This window comes from Cupriavidus sp. 05N40 (assembly GCF_056397305.1).
Map to the genome: position 1 here is coordinate 1 of NZ_JBFTND010000080.1, position 18,995 is coordinate 18,995.

Annotated in this window: 15 protein-coding genes, 2 pseudogenes and 1 riboswitch; of the genes and pseudogenes, 10 read left to right on the plus strand and 7 right to left on the minus strand. The window is 67.9% G+C overall.

Annotation, left to right across the window (positions count from 1 at the left end; genetic code table 11):
• The 4 genes from AC1DO7_RS19485 to AC1DO7_RS19500 all read right to left on the minus strand — a co-directional run.
• Window positions 1-1,101: ABC transporter permease (locus AC1DO7_RS19485; protein WP_477116462.1), on the minus strand; the 1,101-nt coding region annotated here is incomplete at its 3' end.
• A 111-nt stretch (window positions 1,102-1,212) separates the two neighbouring features.
• The gene (locus tag AC1DO7_RS19490) at window positions 1,213-1,830 is read right to left on the minus strand and encodes a DUF4126 domain-containing protein (RefSeq protein WP_441612354.1); all 618 of its coding nucleotides are present in this window, start codon (window positions 1,828-1,830) and stop codon (window positions 1,213-1,215) included.
• A 99-nt stretch (window positions 1,831-1,929) separates the two neighbouring features.
• Window positions 1,930-3,027 (minus strand): substrate-binding domain-containing protein, encoded by a 1,098-nt coding sequence (locus tag AC1DO7_RS19495; protein ID WP_441612355.1) that lies wholly within the window; start codon window positions 3,025-3,027, stop codon window positions 1,930-1,932.
• Window positions 3,028-3,291: 264 nt separating this feature from the next.
• Entirely contained in the window at window positions 3,292-4,248 is a 957-nt protein-coding gene (locus AC1DO7_RS19500) for a LysR substrate-binding domain-containing protein (protein WP_441612356.1), read from the minus strand.
• 207 nt (window positions 4,249-4,455) lie between these two features.
• On the opposite strand from AC1DO7_RS19500, the gene xdhA reads away from it, so the two are divergent.
• From xdhA to AC1DO7_RS19540, 8 genes and pseudogenes are all read left to right on the plus strand, one after another.
• Window positions 4,456-5,964, plus strand: coding sequence for a xanthine dehydrogenase small subunit (gene xdhA, locus AC1DO7_RS19505; protein WP_441612357.1), 1,509 nt, complete (start codon window positions 4,456-4,458; stop codon window positions 5,962-5,964).
• A gap of 15 nt (window positions 5,965-5,979) precedes the next feature.
• Window positions 5,980-8,364 (plus strand): xanthine dehydrogenase molybdopterin binding subunit, encoded by a 2,385-nt coding sequence (gene xdhB, locus AC1DO7_RS19510; protein ID WP_441612358.1) that lies wholly within the window; start codon window positions 5,980-5,982, stop codon window positions 8,362-8,364.
• Window positions 8,365-8,375: 11 nt separating this feature from the next.
• Window positions 8,376-9,277: pseudogene (xdhC, locus tag AC1DO7_RS19515) on the plus strand (xanthine dehydrogenase accessory protein XdhC).
• On the plus strand, window positions 9,274-10,320 hold the full coding sequence (locus AC1DO7_RS19520; RefSeq protein WP_441612360.1) for an adenosine deaminase: 1,047 nt from the start codon (window positions 9,274-9,276) through the stop codon (window positions 10,318-10,320). The pseudogene xdhC and the gene AC1DO7_RS19520 overlap by 4 nt, the downstream one beginning before the upstream one ends.
• A 70-nt stretch (window positions 10,321-10,390) precedes the next feature.
• Window positions 10,391-11,722: a guanine deaminase gene (gene guaD / locus AC1DO7_RS19525; RefSeq protein ID WP_441612361.1), complete on the plus strand. Its 1,332-nt coding sequence runs from the start codon at window positions 10,391-10,393 to the stop codon at window positions 11,720-11,722.
• A 168-nt stretch (window positions 11,723-11,890) separates the two neighbouring features.
• Entirely contained in the window at window positions 11,891-12,991 is a 1,101-nt protein-coding gene (locus tag AC1DO7_RS19530; RefSeq protein WP_441612362.1) for a fatty acid desaturase, read from the plus strand.
• A gap of 63 nt (window positions 12,992-13,054) precedes the next feature.
• Window positions 13,055-13,801 carry an SAM-dependent methyltransferase gene (locus AC1DO7_RS19535; RefSeq protein ID WP_441612363.1) on the plus strand — a complete coding sequence of 249 codons (747 nt, stop codon included), beginning with the start codon at window positions 13,055-13,057 and terminating at the stop codon, window positions 13,799-13,801.
• Window positions 13,802-13,914: 113 nt separating this feature from the next.
• Window positions 13,915-14,079: riboswitch (yybP-ykoY riboswitch) on the plus strand.
• A gap of 79 nt (window positions 14,080-14,158) precedes the next feature.
• A complete protein-coding gene (locus AC1DO7_RS19540; protein WP_441612365.1) occupies window positions 14,159-14,734 on the plus strand; it encodes a TMEM165/GDT1 family protein in 576 nt (191 codons plus the stop codon).
• Window positions 14,735-14,801: 67 nt separating this feature from the next.
• Here AC1DO7_RS19540 and AC1DO7_RS19545 read toward each other — a convergent pair whose 3' ends face one another.
• The gene (locus tag AC1DO7_RS19545; protein WP_441612366.1) at window positions 14,802-15,683 is read right to left on the minus strand and encodes an NADPH-dependent F420 reductase; all 882 of its coding nucleotides are present in this window, start codon (window positions 15,681-15,683) and stop codon (window positions 14,802-14,804) included.
• Between the two features lie 123 nt (window positions 15,684-15,806).
• On the opposite strand from AC1DO7_RS19545, the pseudogene AC1DO7_RS19550 reads away from it, so the two are divergent.
• Window positions 15,807-16,148, plus strand: a pseudogene (locus AC1DO7_RS19550) (c-type cytochrome); the annotation flags it as partial.
• 98 nt (window positions 16,149-16,246) lie between these two features.
• Here the strand turns inward: AC1DO7_RS19550 and AC1DO7_RS19555 are convergent.
• Window positions 16,247-17,452: a urate hydroxylase PuuD gene (locus AC1DO7_RS19555; RefSeq protein ID WP_477116463.1), complete on the minus strand. Its 1,206-nt coding sequence runs from the start codon at window positions 17,450-17,452 to the stop codon at window positions 16,247-16,249.
• A 30-nt stretch (window positions 17,453-17,482) separates the two neighbouring features.
• A complete protein-coding gene (uraH, locus tag AC1DO7_RS19560) occupies window positions 17,483-17,836 on the minus strand; it encodes a hydroxyisourate hydrolase (RefSeq protein WP_441612368.1) in 354 nt (117 codons plus the stop codon).
• A 325-nt stretch (window positions 17,837-18,161) separates the two neighbouring features.
• Here uraH and AC1DO7_RS19565 point away from each other — a divergent pair, with 325 nt between their 5' ends.
• A complete protein-coding gene (locus AC1DO7_RS19565) occupies window positions 18,162-18,905 on the plus strand; it encodes a GntR family transcriptional regulator (protein WP_477116464.1) in 744 nt (247 codons plus the stop codon).
• The last annotated feature ends 90 nt before the right edge of the window (window positions 18,906-18,995 follow it).

Consider the following 18,995-nt stretch of genomic DNA (forward strand, 5'->3'; position numbering starts at 1 on the left):
GCCATAGTGCGCCAGGTAGCCCAGCACCACGCCGCTCACCGCCCCGCCCACGCCCAGCAGCAGGAACTCCAGCGCGAAGGCCAGCAGGATGTCACGGCGCGACAGGCCCATGCACTTGTACACCGCGCAGGCATCGGTATGGCGCTGCATGTAGCGGCGCGCCGACATGGCGATCGCCACCGCGGCGATCATCGCCGACAGCACCGCCACCAGCGACAAGAAACGCTCGGCGCGATCCAGCGTGGCGCGCATCTGCGGCTGGCCCGATTCGAGCGACTCCACGCGCGTGTTGCGCAGGCCGCGCTTGCCGATCTCGGCCTCGGCCCACTGCTGGTAGGCCTGCGCGGCAGCGTCGGGACCGGCCACCAGCAAGCGRTAGGTCACGCGGCTACCCCACCCCACCAGCCCGGTCGCGTCCAGGTCCGACAGCGGCAGCATCACGCGCGGCGCGAAGTTCATGAAGCCCGCGCCACGGTCCAGTTCCTGCGTGATGATGCGTTCGATGCGAAAGCCGCGGCTGCCGAGCTGGATGGTGTCGCCAAGCGACACGCCGAGCGAATCGAGCAAGGCTTCGTCCACCCACACCGTGCCCGGCGCGGGAATGCCCGTGGCCGCGGCCTCCTCGCCACCGCGCGCGGCGGCCACCTTGACCTGGCCGCGCAGCGGATAACCGGGACCGACGGCCTTGAGCGCGGCCAGTTGCGACGGAGCCTCTGCCGGCGCGGCGGCACCGGCGGCCGGCGCCCCTGCCTTGCGCGCGGTCGCCATGCTGGGAAAGGTGACAGTGCGCGCGACGGCCAGCCCGGCTTGCGCGGCGCGGCCGGCGAAAGTCGCATCGAAGGGCTGGTCGCTCACGATCAGCACGTCAGATGCAATCATCTGGCGCGCGTCGCGCTCCAGTCCAAGCCGCATGCGGTCGGCCAGGAAGCCCACGCTGCTCAGTGCCGCCACCGCAAGCACCAGGGCGAACAGCAGCAGGTACAACTCGCCCGCGCGCCAGTCGCGGCGCGCCATGCGCAGTGCCTGGCGCCAGGCGGAGAAGCGCGGCGAGGGCAAGATAGCGCCGGAAATCGCGGCAGCCGAATCCATTTCTGAAGGCATCAGTCAGTTGTCCGTGCACATACGTTGAGGCGGCCTGCGCGGCAGGCCGCCGGGTATTCATCCCTGCGTCGATGCGGTGAGCCTGGCGGGGCACCGGGCCGCATGGGCGCGCTAGCGCCTGGGCTCGCGCCGCGCCGCCACCGCGGGCGCCGCGCGCTTGGCAAGCGCCTCGCGCAGGCGGCGCAGGCCACGCCACAGCTTGGGCAGCAGCCATATCGCCACCAGCAACAGCAGCGCCAGCACCACCAGGAAGACCACCGGCAAGAAGAACGCCAGCAACAGCCCGCCGCCGGCGGCGACATCTTCGCTCAGCGAGGCCGCCCAGTTCGAAAACGGCTCCGGCGATACATTGATGAGCGCGCGCGTGCCGGCCTTGGCCGCATGCGCCGTGCCAGCCAGCGTGCCGCCGACCAGGCCCGCGGCCACCATCCACTGCGGATCGAGCTGGCCGAAGGCGGCAGCGGCCAGGATCGCGCCGGCGGGAATGCGGATGAAGGTCTGGATGCTATCCCAGAACGAGTCGAAGCCCGGCACCTTGTCGGCTACGAACTCGGCCAGCGCCAGCACCGCGGCGAGCGCGATGACCCACCATGACTCCAGCGCCTGCAGCCCCGCGGGGAGGTGCAGCCAGCCCGCGCGTCCCAGCGCGCCGGCCGTGAACACGGCCAGGTAAAGGCGGAATCCGCTGGTCCAGGACAAGCCCGCTGCCAGCGCGGCCGTTTCTAGCATGACACTCCTTGCACGGCGGGAGCGGCCGGCAGGCGCGCCAGCCGCTGCAAGCAGTGTAATACGGCACCGGGCAAACAGCCCGGAGGAAGCATCAGGGCCTTAGCCGCCTTCCTTGCCGTCGGGCCGGTACCAGGGCAAGGCCTCCTGCGGGGTCAGGATCCGCTGGGGCTCGGCCATGATGTAGCCGGGCAGCGCCTCGATGCGCCTGGCAAAGGCCGGTTCGGCCATGCGCGCGAGCAGTCCGTGCGCCCAGGGCGCGAGCTGGTCGTTCTTGCGCAGCGCCAGGAAATACGCTTCGCGCGTCAGCGGCACGAAGGCCAGCCCGAGCGCCTCGGCATTCATGCGCAGCCCGAAACCCACGTCGGCACGCCCCTCATGCACGGCTTGCGCCACTTTCTCGTTGCTGAACTCGGGGGTTTCGTAGCCGACGATCTGGTCCGGGAACAGGCCGTGCGTGGCCAGCAGCTGGTCGAACAGCATGCGCGTGCCGGAGCTGCGCTGGCGGTTGACGAAGCGCGCCCCGCTGCGGGCCAGGTCGCGCAGATCGCGGATGTCGCGCGCCAGTTGCGGCGCGACGATCAGGCCCTGCTCGCGCCAGGCCAGCCGGATCAGGCGCACCGCGGCCGGGCGCAGCCATTTGCGCAGCGTGACGTGGGCCACCGAGCCGGCGGTCTGGATCGGCGAGACATAGAAGCCGGCCAGTTCGGACTGCCGCTCCTGCAGGCAGATCAGTCCTTCCACGCTGCCGCAGAACACCGTGTCGAGCTGCAGTCCGCCGACTTCTTCATGCAACGCCGAGGCCAGCACTTCCATGCCCGGATCATGGCTGCCGGAAAAGCGGATGCGTGTCTGCGGCTGGGCCGCATCGTCGAGATCGGCCAGGAAATCCGCCATGGCCTTCTGCACCACCGGGTCGATGGCGGCCCGCAGGCGCCCTTCGGCGCGCAGCAGCCGTTCGCCGAACAAGGTCAGCGAGGCGCCGCGGCCGCGCTCCATGTCGAGCATGGCGCGCCCGAGCATATCCTCCCAGGAGCGCATCACGCCCCAGGCGTGGCGATAGGACAGCCCGATCTCGCGGGCCGCGCGGTGCAGGGAACCGGTTTCGCGCACCGCCTTGAGAAGCTGGAACACCTTGGCATTGGCACGGGGATTGTCGTCCGCACCCACGACAGGGAACAGGTCAAAGCGAAATGTCATATGAAACGCTTCTCACAATTACGAGTTGGATGCGGCTCAAGGACAATCCGAATCCTGGAAAATCATCGCTTCCGCCACATTCTCACCGATCTCGCGACCTTGTGGCAATTGTGTTTCTACGAACATAAAGACAAGAAGCCGCCGTGCCGGCGTTCACTCTTCCAGCCATCCCGATCACTTGCCGGGCCGCGCGCCGATCACCGTCGGCATCGCTGCCATGGTGGCGCTGGCGGGCACCTCCGCCGCCCTGGCCGGCGAGCGGCTTCAGACCTGCGCTTCGTCCAGCCGCGGGAGCTGCGGCAGCTGCGGCAATTCCCCGGCCACCTCGGCGATCATCCGCCGCAGCCACACCACGTCTGGCGCCGCATGGCAGCGCTCGTGCCAGAGCTGGTAGAAGCGCATGCGCGGAAACGGCACCGGCGACGGCACCATGCGCAGCGGCAGGTATTGCGCGTAGTGCGCGGCAAACTGCCGGCCGGTGGTGAACACCATGTCGGTCTTCATCAGCACGTAGGGGACCAGCCCGAAGTACGGCAGCGTGACCTGGATATTGCGCTTGTAGCCTTGCTCGGCCAGCGCCTGGTCGATCATGCTGCGCTGCATCGACGCATACGGCGCCGGCGCCAGGTGCGGCATTTCCAGATAGTGCTTGAGCGTGAGGCCCTTGCGCGCCAGCGGGTGCTGGGCGCCCAGCATGCACACTACCTCGTCGTCGAACAGCGGCGAGATATGCAGGTGTTCCGGCGGCGACAGCCAGTTTCCCACCACGATATCGAGTTGCCCCTGCTCCAGGCTGTCGAGGAAATCGCTGGACGAGGTCATCGGATGCACGAACAGCTTGGCGCCGGGCGCCAGCCGGCGCACGCGCTCGACGATATTGGGCAGGAAGAAGGCGTCCAGGTAGTCCGGCGCGCCCAGGTGGAAGGTGCGCGTGGTGGTGGCCGGGTCGAAATGCTGCGGGGGCCGGGCAATGCGGTCCATCGCCGCCAGGCTCTGCTCTGCCAGCAGCAGCAGCTCCCGCCCGCGTTCGGTCGGCACCATGCCGCTCTTGCCGCGCACCAGGATTGCGTCGCCGGTGATCTCGCGCAGGCGCTTGAGCGTATTGCTGATCGCCGGCTGGGACTGGCCCAGCTTGACCGCCGTGCGGGTCACGCTCTGCTCGGTCAGCAGCGTGTGCAGCACTCGCAGCAAATAGGTGTCGAGATGGTCGCGTCCGTGCATGGCGAGGGGGCGCCAGGCGCGCTTTGCGGCCAGTGGCGTGGGGGATGGGAACGGCGCATAGTGTAAGTCAGGCACCCCGCCATCGGTCAAATGCGGCCGGCGCCGGCGCAACGCTCTCCCCCCTTGATGGGGCATATCACCTGGGCTGAATATTGCATGAACGCCCTGAGTGCTATGTTTGTCCCCATCACAAAGAGAGAAGACACCATGGAGACGCAAACCATCCGCTTTTACCACCGCGGCCAGGTCCAGGAGGTCAGCGGCGCGCCCGTGACCCGCACCGTGCTGCAGTACCTGCGCGAGGACGCGCGTTGCACCGGCACCAAGGAAGGCTGCGCCGAAGGCGACTGCGGCGCCTGTACCGTGGTCCTGGGCGAGCTGCGCGAGGATGGCGAGGTCGAATTCAAGGCCGTCAACTCCTGCATCCAGTTCCTGCCCACGCTGGACGGCCGCGCGCTGATCACGGTGGAAGACCTGCGCCAGGCCGACGGCGCGCTGCACCCGGTGCAGCAGGCGCTGGTGGAATGCCATGGCTCCCAGTGCGGCTTCTGCACCCCAGGCTTCGTGATGTCGCTGTGGGCACTCTACCAGCAGAATGCCGACGACGCCGGCACCGGCCGCGCGCCGGAGCGCGAGACGATCTGCGACGCCCTGACCGGCAACCTGTGCCGCTGCACCGGCTACCGCCCCATCATCGAGGCCGGCCAGCGCATGATGGCGCTGCCCGCGCCCCAGGCCAGCAAGCTCGATCCGCGCAAGATCACCGAGACGCTGCGTTCGCTGCGCCGCGATGACACCTTCCACTACAGCGCCGGCGGCCAGCATTTCTACGCGCCGCGCACGGCTTCGGCCTTCGCCGCCATCAAGGCGGCCGAGCCCGGCACCCGCATCCTGGCCGGCAGCACCGATGTCGGGCTGTGGGTTACCAAGCAGTTCCGCGAGCTGGGCAACCTGCTGTATGTGGGCCAGGTGGCCGACCTGCAGGACATCCGCGAAGCCGGCGGCGCCGTGGAGATCGGCGCGGGCGTGTCGCTGGAACGCGCCTACGCCGCGCTCGACACGGCCCACCCCGAGCTGCGCGAGATGTGGAAGCGCTTCGCCTCGCTGCCGATCCGCAACGCCGGCACGCTCGGCGGCAATATCGCCAATGGCTCGCCGATCGGCGACTCCATGCCCGCGCTGATCGCGCTCGGCACCGAAGTGGTGCTGCAGCGCGGCGAGGTGCGCCGCACGCTGGCGCTGGAAGACCTCTACCTCGCTTACCAGAAGACCGCCATGGCCGAGGGCGAATTCGTCGCGGGCCTGCGCGTGCCGCTGGCGGCCCCGCAGCATTTCCGCACGTACAAGCTATCCAAGCGCTTCGACGAGGACATTTCCGCGGTGTGCGCCGCCTTCGCGGTCACGCTGGCGGACGGCGTCGTCACGGATGCGCGCGTGGCCTTCGGCGGCATGGCCGCCACGCCCAAGCGCGGTGCCCGCACCGAGGCCGCGCTGCTCGGCCAGCCGTGGACCGAACCCACCGTGCGCGCCGCCATGGCCGAACTGGCGCAGGACTACACCCCGCTGAGCGATATGCGCGCCACCGCTGCCTACCGCAGCCGCGGCGCCGCCAACCTGCTGTACCGCTTCTGGCTGGAAACACGCGCCGACGCGTTGCCGGCGTCCGCCGTCAATGTCCGCGCGCCCGGCGCCGGCCAGGCCCTGGCCATCGCTTAAGGAGAGATCGGCACCATGAACAAGCAAACCGAACCCTTCCTGCTCGATCCCGCACTCGATCCCGACAGCGAGGCCCGCACCGCCATCGCCACGCCGCAGGTCGGCATCTCGCGCCCGCACGAATCGGCGCACCTGCACGTGGCGGGCACCGCCACCTACACCGACGACATCCCCGAGCTGGCGGGCACCCTGCACGCCGCGCTCGGCATGAGCGCGCGCGCCCATGCCCGCATCAGGTCGATCTCGCTCGACAAGGTGCGTGCCGCGCCGGGCGTGGTGGCCGTGCTGACCGCCGACGACATCCCCGCGTCCAACGATTGCGGCCCGATCATCCACGACGATCCGATCCTCGCCACCGGCCTGGTGCAGTTCATTGGCCAGCCCGTGTTCGTGGTGGTGGCCACCTCGCACGACGCCGCGCGCCGCGCCGCCCGCCTGGGCGTGATCGAATACGAGGACCTCGCCCCGGTGCTGTCGCCCGAAGCCGCGCACCAGGCCGGCAGCTATGTGCTGCCGCCGATGCACCTGACGCGCGGCGAGCCGGCCAGCCAGATCGCCGCCGCCGCGCACCGCGAGCGCGGCCATATCCGCCTGGGCGGCCAGGAGCAGTTCTACCTGGAAGGCCAGATCGCCTACGCCGCGCCCAAGGAAAACGACGGCATGCACGTCTGGTGTTCCACCCAGCACCCCACCGAGATGCAGCACGCGGTGGCGCATATGCTGGGCTGGCACGCGCACCAGGTGCTGGTGGAATGCCGCCGCATGGGCGGCGGCTTCGGCGGCAAGGAATCGCAGTCGGCCATGTTCGCCTGCTGTGCCGCGCTGGCTGCGTGGAAGCTGCTGTGCCCGGTCAAGCTGCGCCCGGACCGCGACGACGACATGATGATCACCGGCAAGCGCCACGACTTCTTGTTCGACTTCGAAGTCGGCCACGATGACGCAGGCCGCCTCGACGGCGTGGCCGTGGAAATGGTGTCGCGCGCCGGTTTCTCGGCCGACCTGTCCGGCCCGGTGATGACCCGCGCCATCTGCCACTTCGACAACGCCTACTGGCTGCCCAACGTGCAGATCGACGGCTACTGCGGCAAGACCAACACGCAGAGCAATACCGCTTTCCGCGGCTTCGGCGGCCCGCAGGGCGCGTTCGCCATCGAGTACATCCTCGACAACGTAGCCCGCACCGTCGGCCGCGATTCGCTCGACGTGCGCCGCGCCAACCTGTACGGCAAGACCGAGCGCAACGTGACGCCCTACGGCCAGACCGTGGAAGACAACGTCATCCATGAACTGCTCGACGAACTCGAGGCGACCAGCGCCTACCGCGAGCGCCGCGCCGCCACGCGCGCGTTCAACGCCGCCAGCCCGGTGCTCAAGAAAGGCATCGCCATCACCCCGGTGAAATTCGGCATCTCGTTCAACGTGGCGCACTTCAACCAGGCCGGCGCGCTGGTGCACGTGTACAACGACGGCTCGGTGCTGGTGAACCACGGCGGCACCGAGATGGGCCAGGGCCTCAACACCAAGGTGGCGATGGTGGTCGCGCACGAGCTGGGCATCCGTCTGGAGCGCGTGCGCGTGACCGCCACCGACACCAGCAAGGTGGCCAACACGTCGGCTACCGCCGCCTCCACCGGCTCGGACCTCAACGGCAAGGCCGCGCAGGACGCCGCGCGCCAGATCCGCGAGCGCCTGGCTGCCTTTGCCGCGCGCCAGGCCGGCGTGGATGCGGACAGCGTGAGCTTCGGCGACGACCTGGTGGTGGCCGGCGAGCTGCGCCTGGACTTCAGCGACCTGGCCCGCCAGGCGTACGTGGCGCGCGTGCAGTTGTGGTCGGACGGCTTCTACACCACGCCCAAGCTGTACTGGGACCAGTCCAAGCTCCACGGCCGCCCGTTCTATTACTTCGCCTACGGCGCGGCCTGCTCCGAGGTGCTGGTGGACACGCTGACCGGCGAATGGAAACTGCTGCAGGCCGACGTGCTGCACGACGCGGGCCGCTCGCTCAACCCGGCCATCGACATCGGCCAGGTGGAGGGTGCCTTCATCCAGGGCATGGGCTGGCTGACCACCGAGGAGCTGTGGTGGAACAAGGACGGCAAGCTGATGACGCATGCCCCCTCCACCTACAAGATCCCCACCGTCAACGACTGCCCGGAGAGCTTCACCGTGCGGCTGTTCGACAACCGCAACGTGGAAGACAGCATCCACCGCTCCAAGGCGGTCGGCGAGCCACCGCTGCTGCTGCCCTTCTCGGTGTTCTTCGCCATCCGCGATGCGGTGGCAAGCGTGGGCGAGTACCAGGTCAACCCGCCGCTGGTGGCGCCGGCCACCAGCGAAGCGATCCTCGATGCCGTGGACGCGGTGCGGGCAACGCAGGCGTGCGCGCCGGCAGCACAGTAGGAAGGCACATCATGCAGGACGCCCCGCTCAAACCCTTCCGTTTCGCCGACGCCATCCGCTGCGTGCGCGCCGGCGTGCCGGTGGCGATGGTCACCATCGCCGAGGTCAAAGGCTCCGCCCCGCGCGAGGCCGGCATCCGCATGCTGGTGACCGCCGACGACCTGGTGGGCACCATCGGCGGCGGCCATCTCGAATGGCGCGGCATGGAGATCGCACGCGACATGCTGGCCGGCGGCGCGCCGGCGCGCCAGCTGGTGCGCATTCCGCTGGGGCCGGCGCTGGGGTGCGGCACGCGCCGGCGGCGGCGCTGCTGCCCTCGGTCACGCTGAACAAGGACGGCAGCCTGACCGACACCATGGTGCCCGACGAACTGCAGATCGTGCTGTTCGGCGCCGGCCATGTCGGCCATGCACTGGTCACGCTGCTGGCCAGCCTGCCGTGCCGCGTGCACTGGGTGGACGAACGCGACACCCTGTTCCCGCCCGGCCTGCCCGCCAATGTGATCGCGGAAGCCACCGATACGCCGGAAGCGGTGGTCGACACCGCACCCCCCGGCGCCTATTTCCTGGTCATGACGCACAGCCACGCGCTGGACCAGGCGCTGTGCGAGCGCATCCTGCGGCGCGACGACTTTGCTTACTTCGGCCTGATCGGCTCCAAGACCAAGCGCGCGCGCTTCGAACACCGCATGGCCGAGCACGGCATCGACCCGGCGCGCTTCCCGGAAATGACATGCCCGATGGGCGTCTCCGGCATCACGGACAAGGCTCCGGCTATGATTGCGGTTGCCATCGTCGCCCAGCTGCTGCAGGTCCGCGACCAGCGCCTCGCCCATCTGGGCGCGCTGAGCGCGGCACGCAGCGGCGAAGCGGCGGGGACGACGCAAACCAGAACCGCAAAAGGAACCCCATGACGCTCGATGCCGCGCTCGCCGACCGTATTCGCCTCAGCCCCAAGGCGGAACTGCATGTCCATATCGAAGGCACCCTCGAGCCCGAACTGATCTTCCGGCTGGCCCAGCACAACAAGGTGACGCTGCCCTACGCCAGCGTGGAAGCGCTGCGCGAGGCCTATGCCTTCACCGACCTGCAATCCTTCCTGGACATCTATTACGCCGGCGCCAGCGTGCTGCTGACCGAAGACGATTTCTTCGACATGACGATCGCCTACGTGCAGCGCGCGGTGGCCGACAACGTGCGCCATGCCGAGATCTTCTTCGACCCGCAGACCCACACCGAGCGCGGCGTGCCGATCGGCGTGGTGATCGACGGCATCTCCGACGCGCTGGCCCAGGCCCGCACCCAGTTCGACTTCTCCAGCAGCCTGATCCTCTGCTTCCTGCGCCACCTGTCGGAGGAAGACGCCTTCGCCACGCTGGAAGCCGCGCTGCCCTACCGCGACCGCTTCGTCGGCGTGGGCCTCGACTCCTCGGAGCAGGGCAATCCGCCGGAGAAGTTCGCGCGCGTCTTTGCCCGCGCCCGCGAGCTGGGCCTGCACCTGGTGGCGCACGCCGGCGAGGAAGGCCCGGCGCAGTACGTGACCGACGCGCTCGATATCCTCAAGGTCGAGCGCATCGACCACGGCGTGCGCGCCATCGACGACGCGGCGCTGGTCGAGCGCCTGGCGCGCGAGCGCGTGGCGCTGACCGTGTGCCCGCTGTCCAACCAGAAGCTCAAGGTCTACCCCGACCTGCGCGACCACTCGCTCAAGCGCCTGCTCGATGCCGGCGTGATGGTGACGCTGCACTCGGACGATCCCGCCTATTTCGGCGGCTACATGAACGCCAACTGGGAAGCCACCTTCGAGGCCATGCCGCTCACCGCGGCCGACGGCCATGTGCTGGCCCGCAACAGTTTCGAGGCGTCCTTCCTGCCCGCCACGCAGAAGGCCGCCTTCCTCGCCGAAGTCGACCACTTCTGGCGATCCCCCCTGCCCGCCGCGGCCGCCCCGGCCTGAAGCGCGGCTTACACCAAGATGCCGGCGCGCCGACCCTGGTCCGCGCGCCGGCGCACCACGAGACATCGACATGACGACCACTCCCCCCACCCAAGCCATCACCCGCGCCATCCGTGGCCGCGTGCTGCACTTCCTGCGCGATCCCCAGTTCCATGAAGACGCGTATCAGTATTGGGAAGACGGGGTGCTGATCGTCACCGCGGGACATATCGTTGCCGCCGGCGCCTACGCCGAACTGGCCGCGCAGATCCCGGCCGGCGCCCAGATCGTCGACCGCCGCGGCAAGCTGATCGTGCCGGGCTTCATCGACACGCACGTGCACTTCCCGCAGACCGACATCATCGCCTCGCCCTCGCCCGGCCTGCTGCACTGGCTGGAGACCTACACCTTCCCGGAAGAGCGCCGCTTCGCGGAGCCCGAATACGCCGCCGCGGTGGCCAGCTTCTTCACCGACGAACTGCTGCGCAACGGCACCACCAGCGCGGTGGCCTGGAGCACCGTGCATGCCGCCTCGGCCGACGCGCTGTTCGCCGAAGCCGACCGCCGCAACCTGCGCATGGTCACCGGCAAGGTCATGATGGACCGCAACTGCCCCGAGTTCCTGCGTGACACCGCCGAATCCGGCGCGCGCGACTCGGCCGACCTGCTGTCGCGCTGGCACGGCAAGAACCGCCTGTCCTACGCCATCACGCCGCGCTTCGCGCCGACCTCCACCGAAGCCCAGCTGGCCGCCTGCGGCGAGCTCGCCCGCGCCTACCCGGACGCCTTCATCCAGACCCACGTGGCGGAGAACCGCGACGAGGTGAAATGGGTGGCCGAGCTGTTCCCGCAGGCGCGCAGCTACCTGGACGTCTACGACCGCTACGGCCTGCTGCGCCCCGGCGCCCTCTATGGCCACGCCATCTACCTGGACCAGGACGACCGCCGCCGCCTGTCCGACAGCGGCGCCGCCGTGGCGCACTGCCCTACCTCCAACCTGTTCCTGGGCAGCGGCTTCTACGACTTCCACCAGTCCGACGCCAACCGCCTCAAGGTGACCCTGGCCACCGACGTCGGCGGTGGCACCTCGTTCTCGATGCTGCGCACCATGAACGCCGCGCACAAGGTCGCGCGCATGGGCGGCTATCACCTGACCGCGCTGCGCATGTTCTACCTGGCCACCCGCGCCGCCGCCGACGCGCTCGGCTGGAGCGAGCGCGTGGGCAGCTTCGCGCCCGGCTGCGAAGCCGACTTCATCGTGCTCGACCCGCAGGCCACGCCCCTCATCGCGCGCCGCAGCGAACGCTCGGAGACGCTGGAAGAACAACTCTTCGCCTTCGCCATGCTCGGCGACGACCGCGTCATCGGCGAGGTCTATGTGATGGGCGAGGAAGCCGGCGCCACGGCGCGCGCGGCGCACTGAAACGGCGCACCGAAGCGGCGCTTCCGCCTCCCGGGCGGGAGCCGCCGTGCTCTTTTTGACGCCAGTCAACACCCTCGTCATACATCCCTTCTAAGCTGTCGCAATCTTGGCCTTATGTGGCCGCTTATCGCCCAGTTCCATTCCAAGCGTTCGACAACTGAAGGTGCCATGACCGTCTCACAGCAAATTCCCTTTCCCGAACCGGTTTCCCCCGACGCTGCGCTGCCCCCCCGCAAGGTCATCCGCAGCTGGATGATCCCGATCACGGCGCGCAGCACGCCGCGCGCGCTGGTGCTGTTCGCGCTCGACACCGTGCTGTTCGCCGCGGCGCTGGCCGGCGTGGTGCTGTTTTCCCACTGGCTGGCCAAGACGGCCGCCGGCGTGGTGACGGGCCTCATCATCGCCCGCCTGTTCATCATCGGCCACGACGCCTGCCACCAGAGCCTGACGCCGCGGCGCGGCCTCAACAAGTGGCTCGGGCGGCTGACCTTCCTGCCTTCGCTGACGCCCTACAGCCTGTGGGAAGTCGGCCACAACGTGGTGCACCACGGCTATTCCAACCTCAAGGGCTTCGACTTCGTGTGGGCGCCGTACTCGCTCGAGGAGTTCCGGGCGCTGCCGCGCTGGCGCCGCGCGATGGAACGCATCTACCGCACCGGCTTCGGCGCCGGGCTGTACTACCTGGTGGAGATCTGGTGGTGCAAGATGTTCTTCCCGAGCCGCCGCCAGATGCCGACGCGGCGCGCCATCTTCCTGTGGGACTGCACCCTGGTCGCCGTGTTCGGCGCAGCCTGGATCGGCGCGCTGGCGTGGCTGGCGCAGGCCACCGGCCAGTCGGCCGCGCTGCTGGTCGGACTGGGTTTCGTGCTGCCCTTCCTGGTATGGAACCTCACGGTGGGCTTCGTGCTTTATGTGCACCACACGCATACCAGCGTGGCCTGGTATGACACCAAGGCCATGTGGGCGCGCGCCCAGCCGTTCGTCTCCACCACCGTGCACCTGCGCTTCCGCTACGGCATCGGCGCGGCGCTGCATCACATCATGGAACACACCGCGCACCACGTGGACATGAGCGTGCCGCTGTACCGCCTCAAGCGCGCCCAGGCCCTGCTGGAGCAGACGCTGCCGGGCCGCATCATCATCCAGAACTTCAGCTGGCGCTGGTACTTCGGCACCGCGCGCCGCTGCAAGCTGTACGACTTCAAGGCGCTGTGCTGGACCGATTTCCGCGGCCGCCAGACCAGCGACAACGCGCCGGTGCCGCTGTAACCAGAGCCATCACGCGATGTATTGGTGTACCGATTCCATTCACGCCCGCAAGGAGTCTCTGCAGTGGACATTCCACGGATCTTCAGCATCACCGAAAGTGCTCACCGCATCCATAACCCGTTCACACCCGAAAAGCTCGCCACGCTCGGCGCGGCGTTGCGCCTGGAACCGGGGACCCGTGTGCTCGACCTCGGCAGCGGTTCGGGCGAGATGCTGTGCACCTGGGCACGCGATTACGGAATCATCGGCACCGGTATCGACCTGAGCCAGTTGTTCACCGGGCAAGCGAAACTGCGCGCTGAAGAACTCGGCGTCGCCAATCAGGTCGCGTTCATCCACGGCGACGCTGCCGGCTACGTCGCCGACGAAAAGGTCGGCGTGGCAGCCTGTCTCGGTGCCACCTGGATCGGTGGGGGRGTCGTCGGCACCATCGGACTTCTGGCGGAGAGCCTGCGCACCGGAGGGACCATCCTCATCGGCGAGCCGTACTGGCTGCGGTTGCCGCCGACGGAGGACGTTGCCAAGGGATGCCTTGCCGGTTCGATCGCCGACTTTCTGATGCTTCCAGAACTTCTCGCGTCTTTCGGCGACCTCGACTACGACGTCGTGGAAATGGTTTTGGCGGACCAAGACAGCTGGGACAGATACGAGGCGGCCAAGTGGCTCACCATGCGCCGGTGGCTCGAAGCGAATCCCGACGACGGCTTCGCGAAAGAGGTTCGGGCCGAACTGACCTCGGCACCCGAACGCTACGCCGCGTACACGCGTGAATACCTGGGCTGGGGCGTGTTCGCGCTGATGGCGCGGTGATGTGAGGCACTATCGGGAGCGGATTCTCTTTGGCTCGCTACGGAGTACATGGCGCGATTGCCCTGCGCTGTGAGCGGAGGCACTGGACGAGCACGGCCCGCCTTGGCATAATGCGGGCTTCCATTGGGGAGTAGCCGCCCCGTTTTCACCACCCGCGCAACGCGGGAAGCGGAAAAACGGGGGCGTACGTCAACAGACTTGACCGCTTGCGGTTATGGCGTGCGCAGCATCCGGAACGGGCCAGGCGCCTGTTTCCAGGGCCTGGCGAGACCGATGACATCACCTTTCTGGCCGGGCCGGGAAAGGTGTGTGTCATTGGCATCTCGCGATGCAGCGGCCCGGTTATCACCTATAAAAATGGAAGCCTTCCTCGTCTCCACAGGCATCGTCGCCCTCGCTGAAATGGGCGACAAGACCCAATTGCTGTCCCTCGTGCTCGCGGCCCGGTACCGCAAGCCCCTGCCGATCATCCTTGGCATCTTCATCGCGACCATCGTCAACCACGGTTTTGCCGGCGCGCTCGGCGGCTGGATCACGCACATGCTCGGCGCCGAGGTCCTGCGCTGGATCCTTGGCGTGGGCTTTATCGCCATGGCCGGCTGGATGCTGATCCCCGACAAGCTCGACGACGCCGAGCAGGCCAAGCCGGTCAAGGGTGCGCTCGGCATCCTCGGCACCACCATCGTGGCCTTCTTCTTCGCGGAGATGGGCGACAAGACGCAGATCGCCACCGTGGCGCTGGCGGCCCGCTTCAGCGGCGAGGTCATCGGCGTGGTGGCAGGCACCACCTTCGGCATGATGCTGGCCAACGCGCCTGCCGTGCTGCTCGGCGACCGTTTCGCCAACAAGATGCCGATCGCGCTGGTGCACAAGATCGCCGCGGCAATCTTCCTGGCGCTGGGCGTGCTGGCGCTGCTGGGCGTGGGCGGCTAAGCGCGGCCACCGCGGCGCCGGTGCGGCGCGCTCAATTCGGCGCACACTGCGGCGCTCAATTCGGCGCTCACTTCGCCGCCGCGCCCGCCGCCGTCGGCCGGCCGCTTTCCTGTGCCATGCGTGCCCGCATCGCCTCTGCGGAGCCGATCTGGTGGAACAGCGGGCCGCCCGGCGCAAAGCTGTCGGCCGTGGCCAGCGGGCCCACCACCACCGGCTCGAAGCCGGCGTCGCGCACCAGTTGCTCGCCAACGCGCAAGGCCGCGGGATCGTCCGCGGCGATCGGCACGGCCAGCAGCCCTTCGGCACGGTGGTTGTCCTTCGCGAAATTGGCGGCACCCATGAAATTGAAGGCGCGCACCACGCGCGCGCCCCGCAGGTACTTCGCCGTGGTGATGCCGATGCCGTTGCCGAGCGCCTCGTCGGCAATGGCGCCGTCGCGCTGGCGAATGGCGTTGGTCGCATCCACCACCACCTTGCCGTTGAACGCGCCGGCGTTCTGCTCGGCAATCTCGGGCAGCGCCTTGTAAGGCACGGCAAGGAAGATCACGTCGGCATAGGCCAGCGCCTCGGCCACGGTGCCGGCGCGCGCCAGCGGACCGAGCTTGTCGACCAGCGGCTTGAGCTCCTCCGGATGCCGCGAGGAAAACAACACCGGATGCCCCGCCTTCACCCATAGCCCGCCAAGCGTGCTGCCGATGCGGCCGGAACCGATCACGCCGATGCGCACCGGCCCCGCGTCGCGGCTGCCCTGCGCCAGCGCGCGCGACGGCCGCACCGCCAACGCCAGCGCTGCCAGCCCCAGGCCGGCGGCGCCCAGCAGCAGGCGCCGGCGCCGGTCGACCGGCCCGGCACGCAACGTGCCGGCGAGCGCGGAGCGGCGGTCCGGAGCGGACCGGGCCGCGCAGCCTGCGCGGCGGGACAGCAAGACAAGATGACCGGGAAACGGCATATCGGACTCCTCCATCAGGACGGAACGGGACGGAACACGACCAGGATGGCGTGCCCCGTCAGGCAGCGGGAGCAGCAGCAGCGTGGCGCAGCAACGCCTTCAAACTCTAGGTGAAAAATGCAGCGCGCGCCGCCCAAAGCTGCCAATTTGGCAACGCGTGTGGCGTGCAACTTCTCCGCGCAAAAGCCCATTGCGTCGCAGTTCAAGGCCGACGAGCAGAAGGTCGAGGCAGGCAGGAAGAAGGCCGACGAGGTGCTCTGCACGATGTGCCATCTGGGCGGCTTCACCGGGCAGAACGAGATCCCGCGCGTGGCCGGGCAGCAATATGCGTACATCGTCAAGCAGCTGGAAGCCTTCCGTTCGCGCCGCCGCACCAACGATGCCGGCAGCATGACCAGCGTGGCGAAGGGGTTGTCGGATGCCGATATCCGGAACCTGGCGAACTGCATTGCCAATATGCAGTAGCGGGGATGGGATGGGACGACTGAGGGTCGAAGGCAGGAAAAACGGGGCTTGCGCCCCGTTTTTCCTGCTCGCGTCGCCACGGCGACGCGGCGCAAAGGTCAGTTGGTRGTCTTSGCGCCRSCCTCGAACCACTGSCCCAGCAGCGCSCGCTCRTCKTCSGTGATCTGCGTGACGTTGCCCAGCGGCATGGCCTTCTGCTGCACCGCCTGCTGGTAGATCAGCTGCGCGTGCGCCTTGATCTCGTCGGCGGTATCGAGCTTGATGCCCTTGGCCGCGCTCGGCATCATCTTCGGCGACGCGGCATGGCACTGGATGCAGCGCGAGTTGATGACTTCCTGCACCTTGGTGAAGCTCACCTGGGTAGCGGCGCCGCCGTCCTTGCCCGCCACGGTCTCGCGCGGCATGGGTGCGATCATCACGGCGACCACGGCCAGCACGGCCACGCCGGCGGCCGGCCAGGCCACGTTGATCTTGCCCTTGTGCTTGAGGATGAAGAACTGGCGGATCAGCACGCCGGCCAGCATGATCAGCACCAGCACGGCCCAGTTGTACTTGTAGCTGTAGGTCATGCTGTAGTGGTTCGACAGCATGGCGAACAGCACCGGCAGCGTGAAGTAGGTGTTGTGCACGCTGCGCTGCTTGGCGTTCTTGCCGTGCACCGGATCCACCGGATCGCCCTTGCGCAGCGCGGCGACGACCTTGCGCTGCCCGGGGATGATCCACACCAGCACGTTGGCGCTCATGATGGTGGCGATCATCGCGCCGGTCAGCAGGAACGCCGCGCGGCCGGAGAACACGTGGCAGGCCACGTATGCGGCCACCGCCACGTAGATCGCCACCAGGATGCCGACGGTGCGGTCGCTCTTGCCGAACACGCGGCAGATGCAGTCGTACACCACCCAGCCCAGGCCCAGGTAGGACAGCGCAAAGCCGACGGCCGCGCCCGGCGACATGTCGAAGACGTTCTTGTCGATCAGGAACGTGCTGGCGTTGAACAGGTACAGCACCACCAGCAGGCCGAAGCCTGTCATCCAGGTGGAATACGACTCCCAGTAGAACCAGTGCAGGTTCTCCGGCAGCGTCTTGGGCGCGCTGAGGTATTTCTGCGGGTTGTAGAAGCCGCCGCCGTGCACGGCCCACAGCTCGCCGCCCACGCCTTTCTCCTGCAGGTCGGGGTCGTCGGGACGCGTCAGGCTGTTGTCGAGCCAGACGAAATAGAACGAGGAACCGATCCACGCGATGGCGGTGATGACGTGCACCCACCGCAGCAACAGATTGGCCCAGTCGAGGATATAGCCTTCCATGTCTTGTCTCCTGTGTTGCCTGGTCCGCGCTCAGCTGCCGCGGTAAGTCGAATACGACCAGGGGGAGACCAGCAGCGGCACGTGGTAGTGCGCGGCCGTGTCCGCAATGCCGAAGCGCAGCGTCACCACGTCGAGGAACGCCGGTTCCGGCAGCTTGGTGCCCTGCGCGCGGAAATAGTCGCCGGCGCCGAATTCCAGTTCGTACACGCCTGCCGCCATGGTGTCGCCGTCCAGCAGGGGCTGGTCGCAACGGCCATCGTGGTTGGTGACGACTGTTTTCAGAGTCTCTCGCCGATTGTTGACAATTTTATGCAGGGAAATCGACATGCCGGCGCCGGGGGTCCCGGCTGCCGTGTCGAGTACATGAGTGGTCAAGCGTCCCATCCTGTTCTTCCTTAGGGCTTTGGGTTGTGAGAGGCGCCGCTGCCTTCACTAGCACCATTTGTGGGGAATGGTGCCCGCTCGGTACGTATTTCTAACGCATCCCGGCGCTGGACTGGTGCAGGGCGACAATGCTTCGCACCACTCCGGATGGCAACTCAGGAATTACCCTGAGTTGTCGAAAACCTAGCTCGGTTTTGTTGACAATATTGAACGCATAACCAAATAATTGTCAACAATTTTTGGGGCGCGCTACTGGTTTTGGCCGCTGCTTCCGGCCGATTCCCAAGGCGCGCCGCTCCCCTCCCACCAATACGCTGGTGCCAAGATGTCCAAGAGTCTCAAGCTGATTGCCGGTGTCGATGACACCGCCGCCCCGACCGAAATCAAACCCGCCCGCAAGGGGTCCGTCGAGGAGCGCATGTATCACGAGATCTATGACGCGATCATGGAGCACAGGCTGCCGCCGCGCACCAAGCTGACCGAACACTCGCTTTGCGAAATCTATGCCACCGCGCGCCATACCGTGCGCAAGGTACTGGCGCGACTGGCCGCCGACGGCATGGTCGACCTCGAACCCAACCGCGGCGCCTTTATCGCCAGCCCCTCCACCGACGAGGCGCATGACATGTTCGAGTTGCGCCAGATGCTCGAGCGGGCGGTGCTGGAAAAGCTCGCCGCGATGCGCGACGTCAAGCGCGTGATCGCGCCGCTGCGCAAGATGGTCGGGGCCGAGCGCCAGGCCTTTCTCACCAATGAGCGCCCCAAGTGGATCCGCCTGTCGGCCGAGTTCCACACCGCGCTGGCCGAGCTTTCCGGCAACGCGTTGCTGGTCACCATGATGCGCAGGCTGGTGTCGCGCACCACGCTGATGATCGCCAGCGTGGAAGCGCCGGGCAACAACGCCTGCTCGTTCGACGARCACGAMGASATTCTCGAYGCACTGGAACAGGGCGACGCCGCYCTYGCCCAGAGCCGCATGGCGCACCATCTCGGCGCCTGCGCCGACCGCGTGCAGCCCGACGAACCGGGCAACTTCGATCTTCGCAGCGTGCTGGGCCACTCCACCTAGCACGGTGTTCCCGCTGCCTTCCAGCGGCCAAGGCCCGATTCCTGCTCATAAGAACGCGTCCTGTGACGATGCGCACGAGCCGGAACCCCG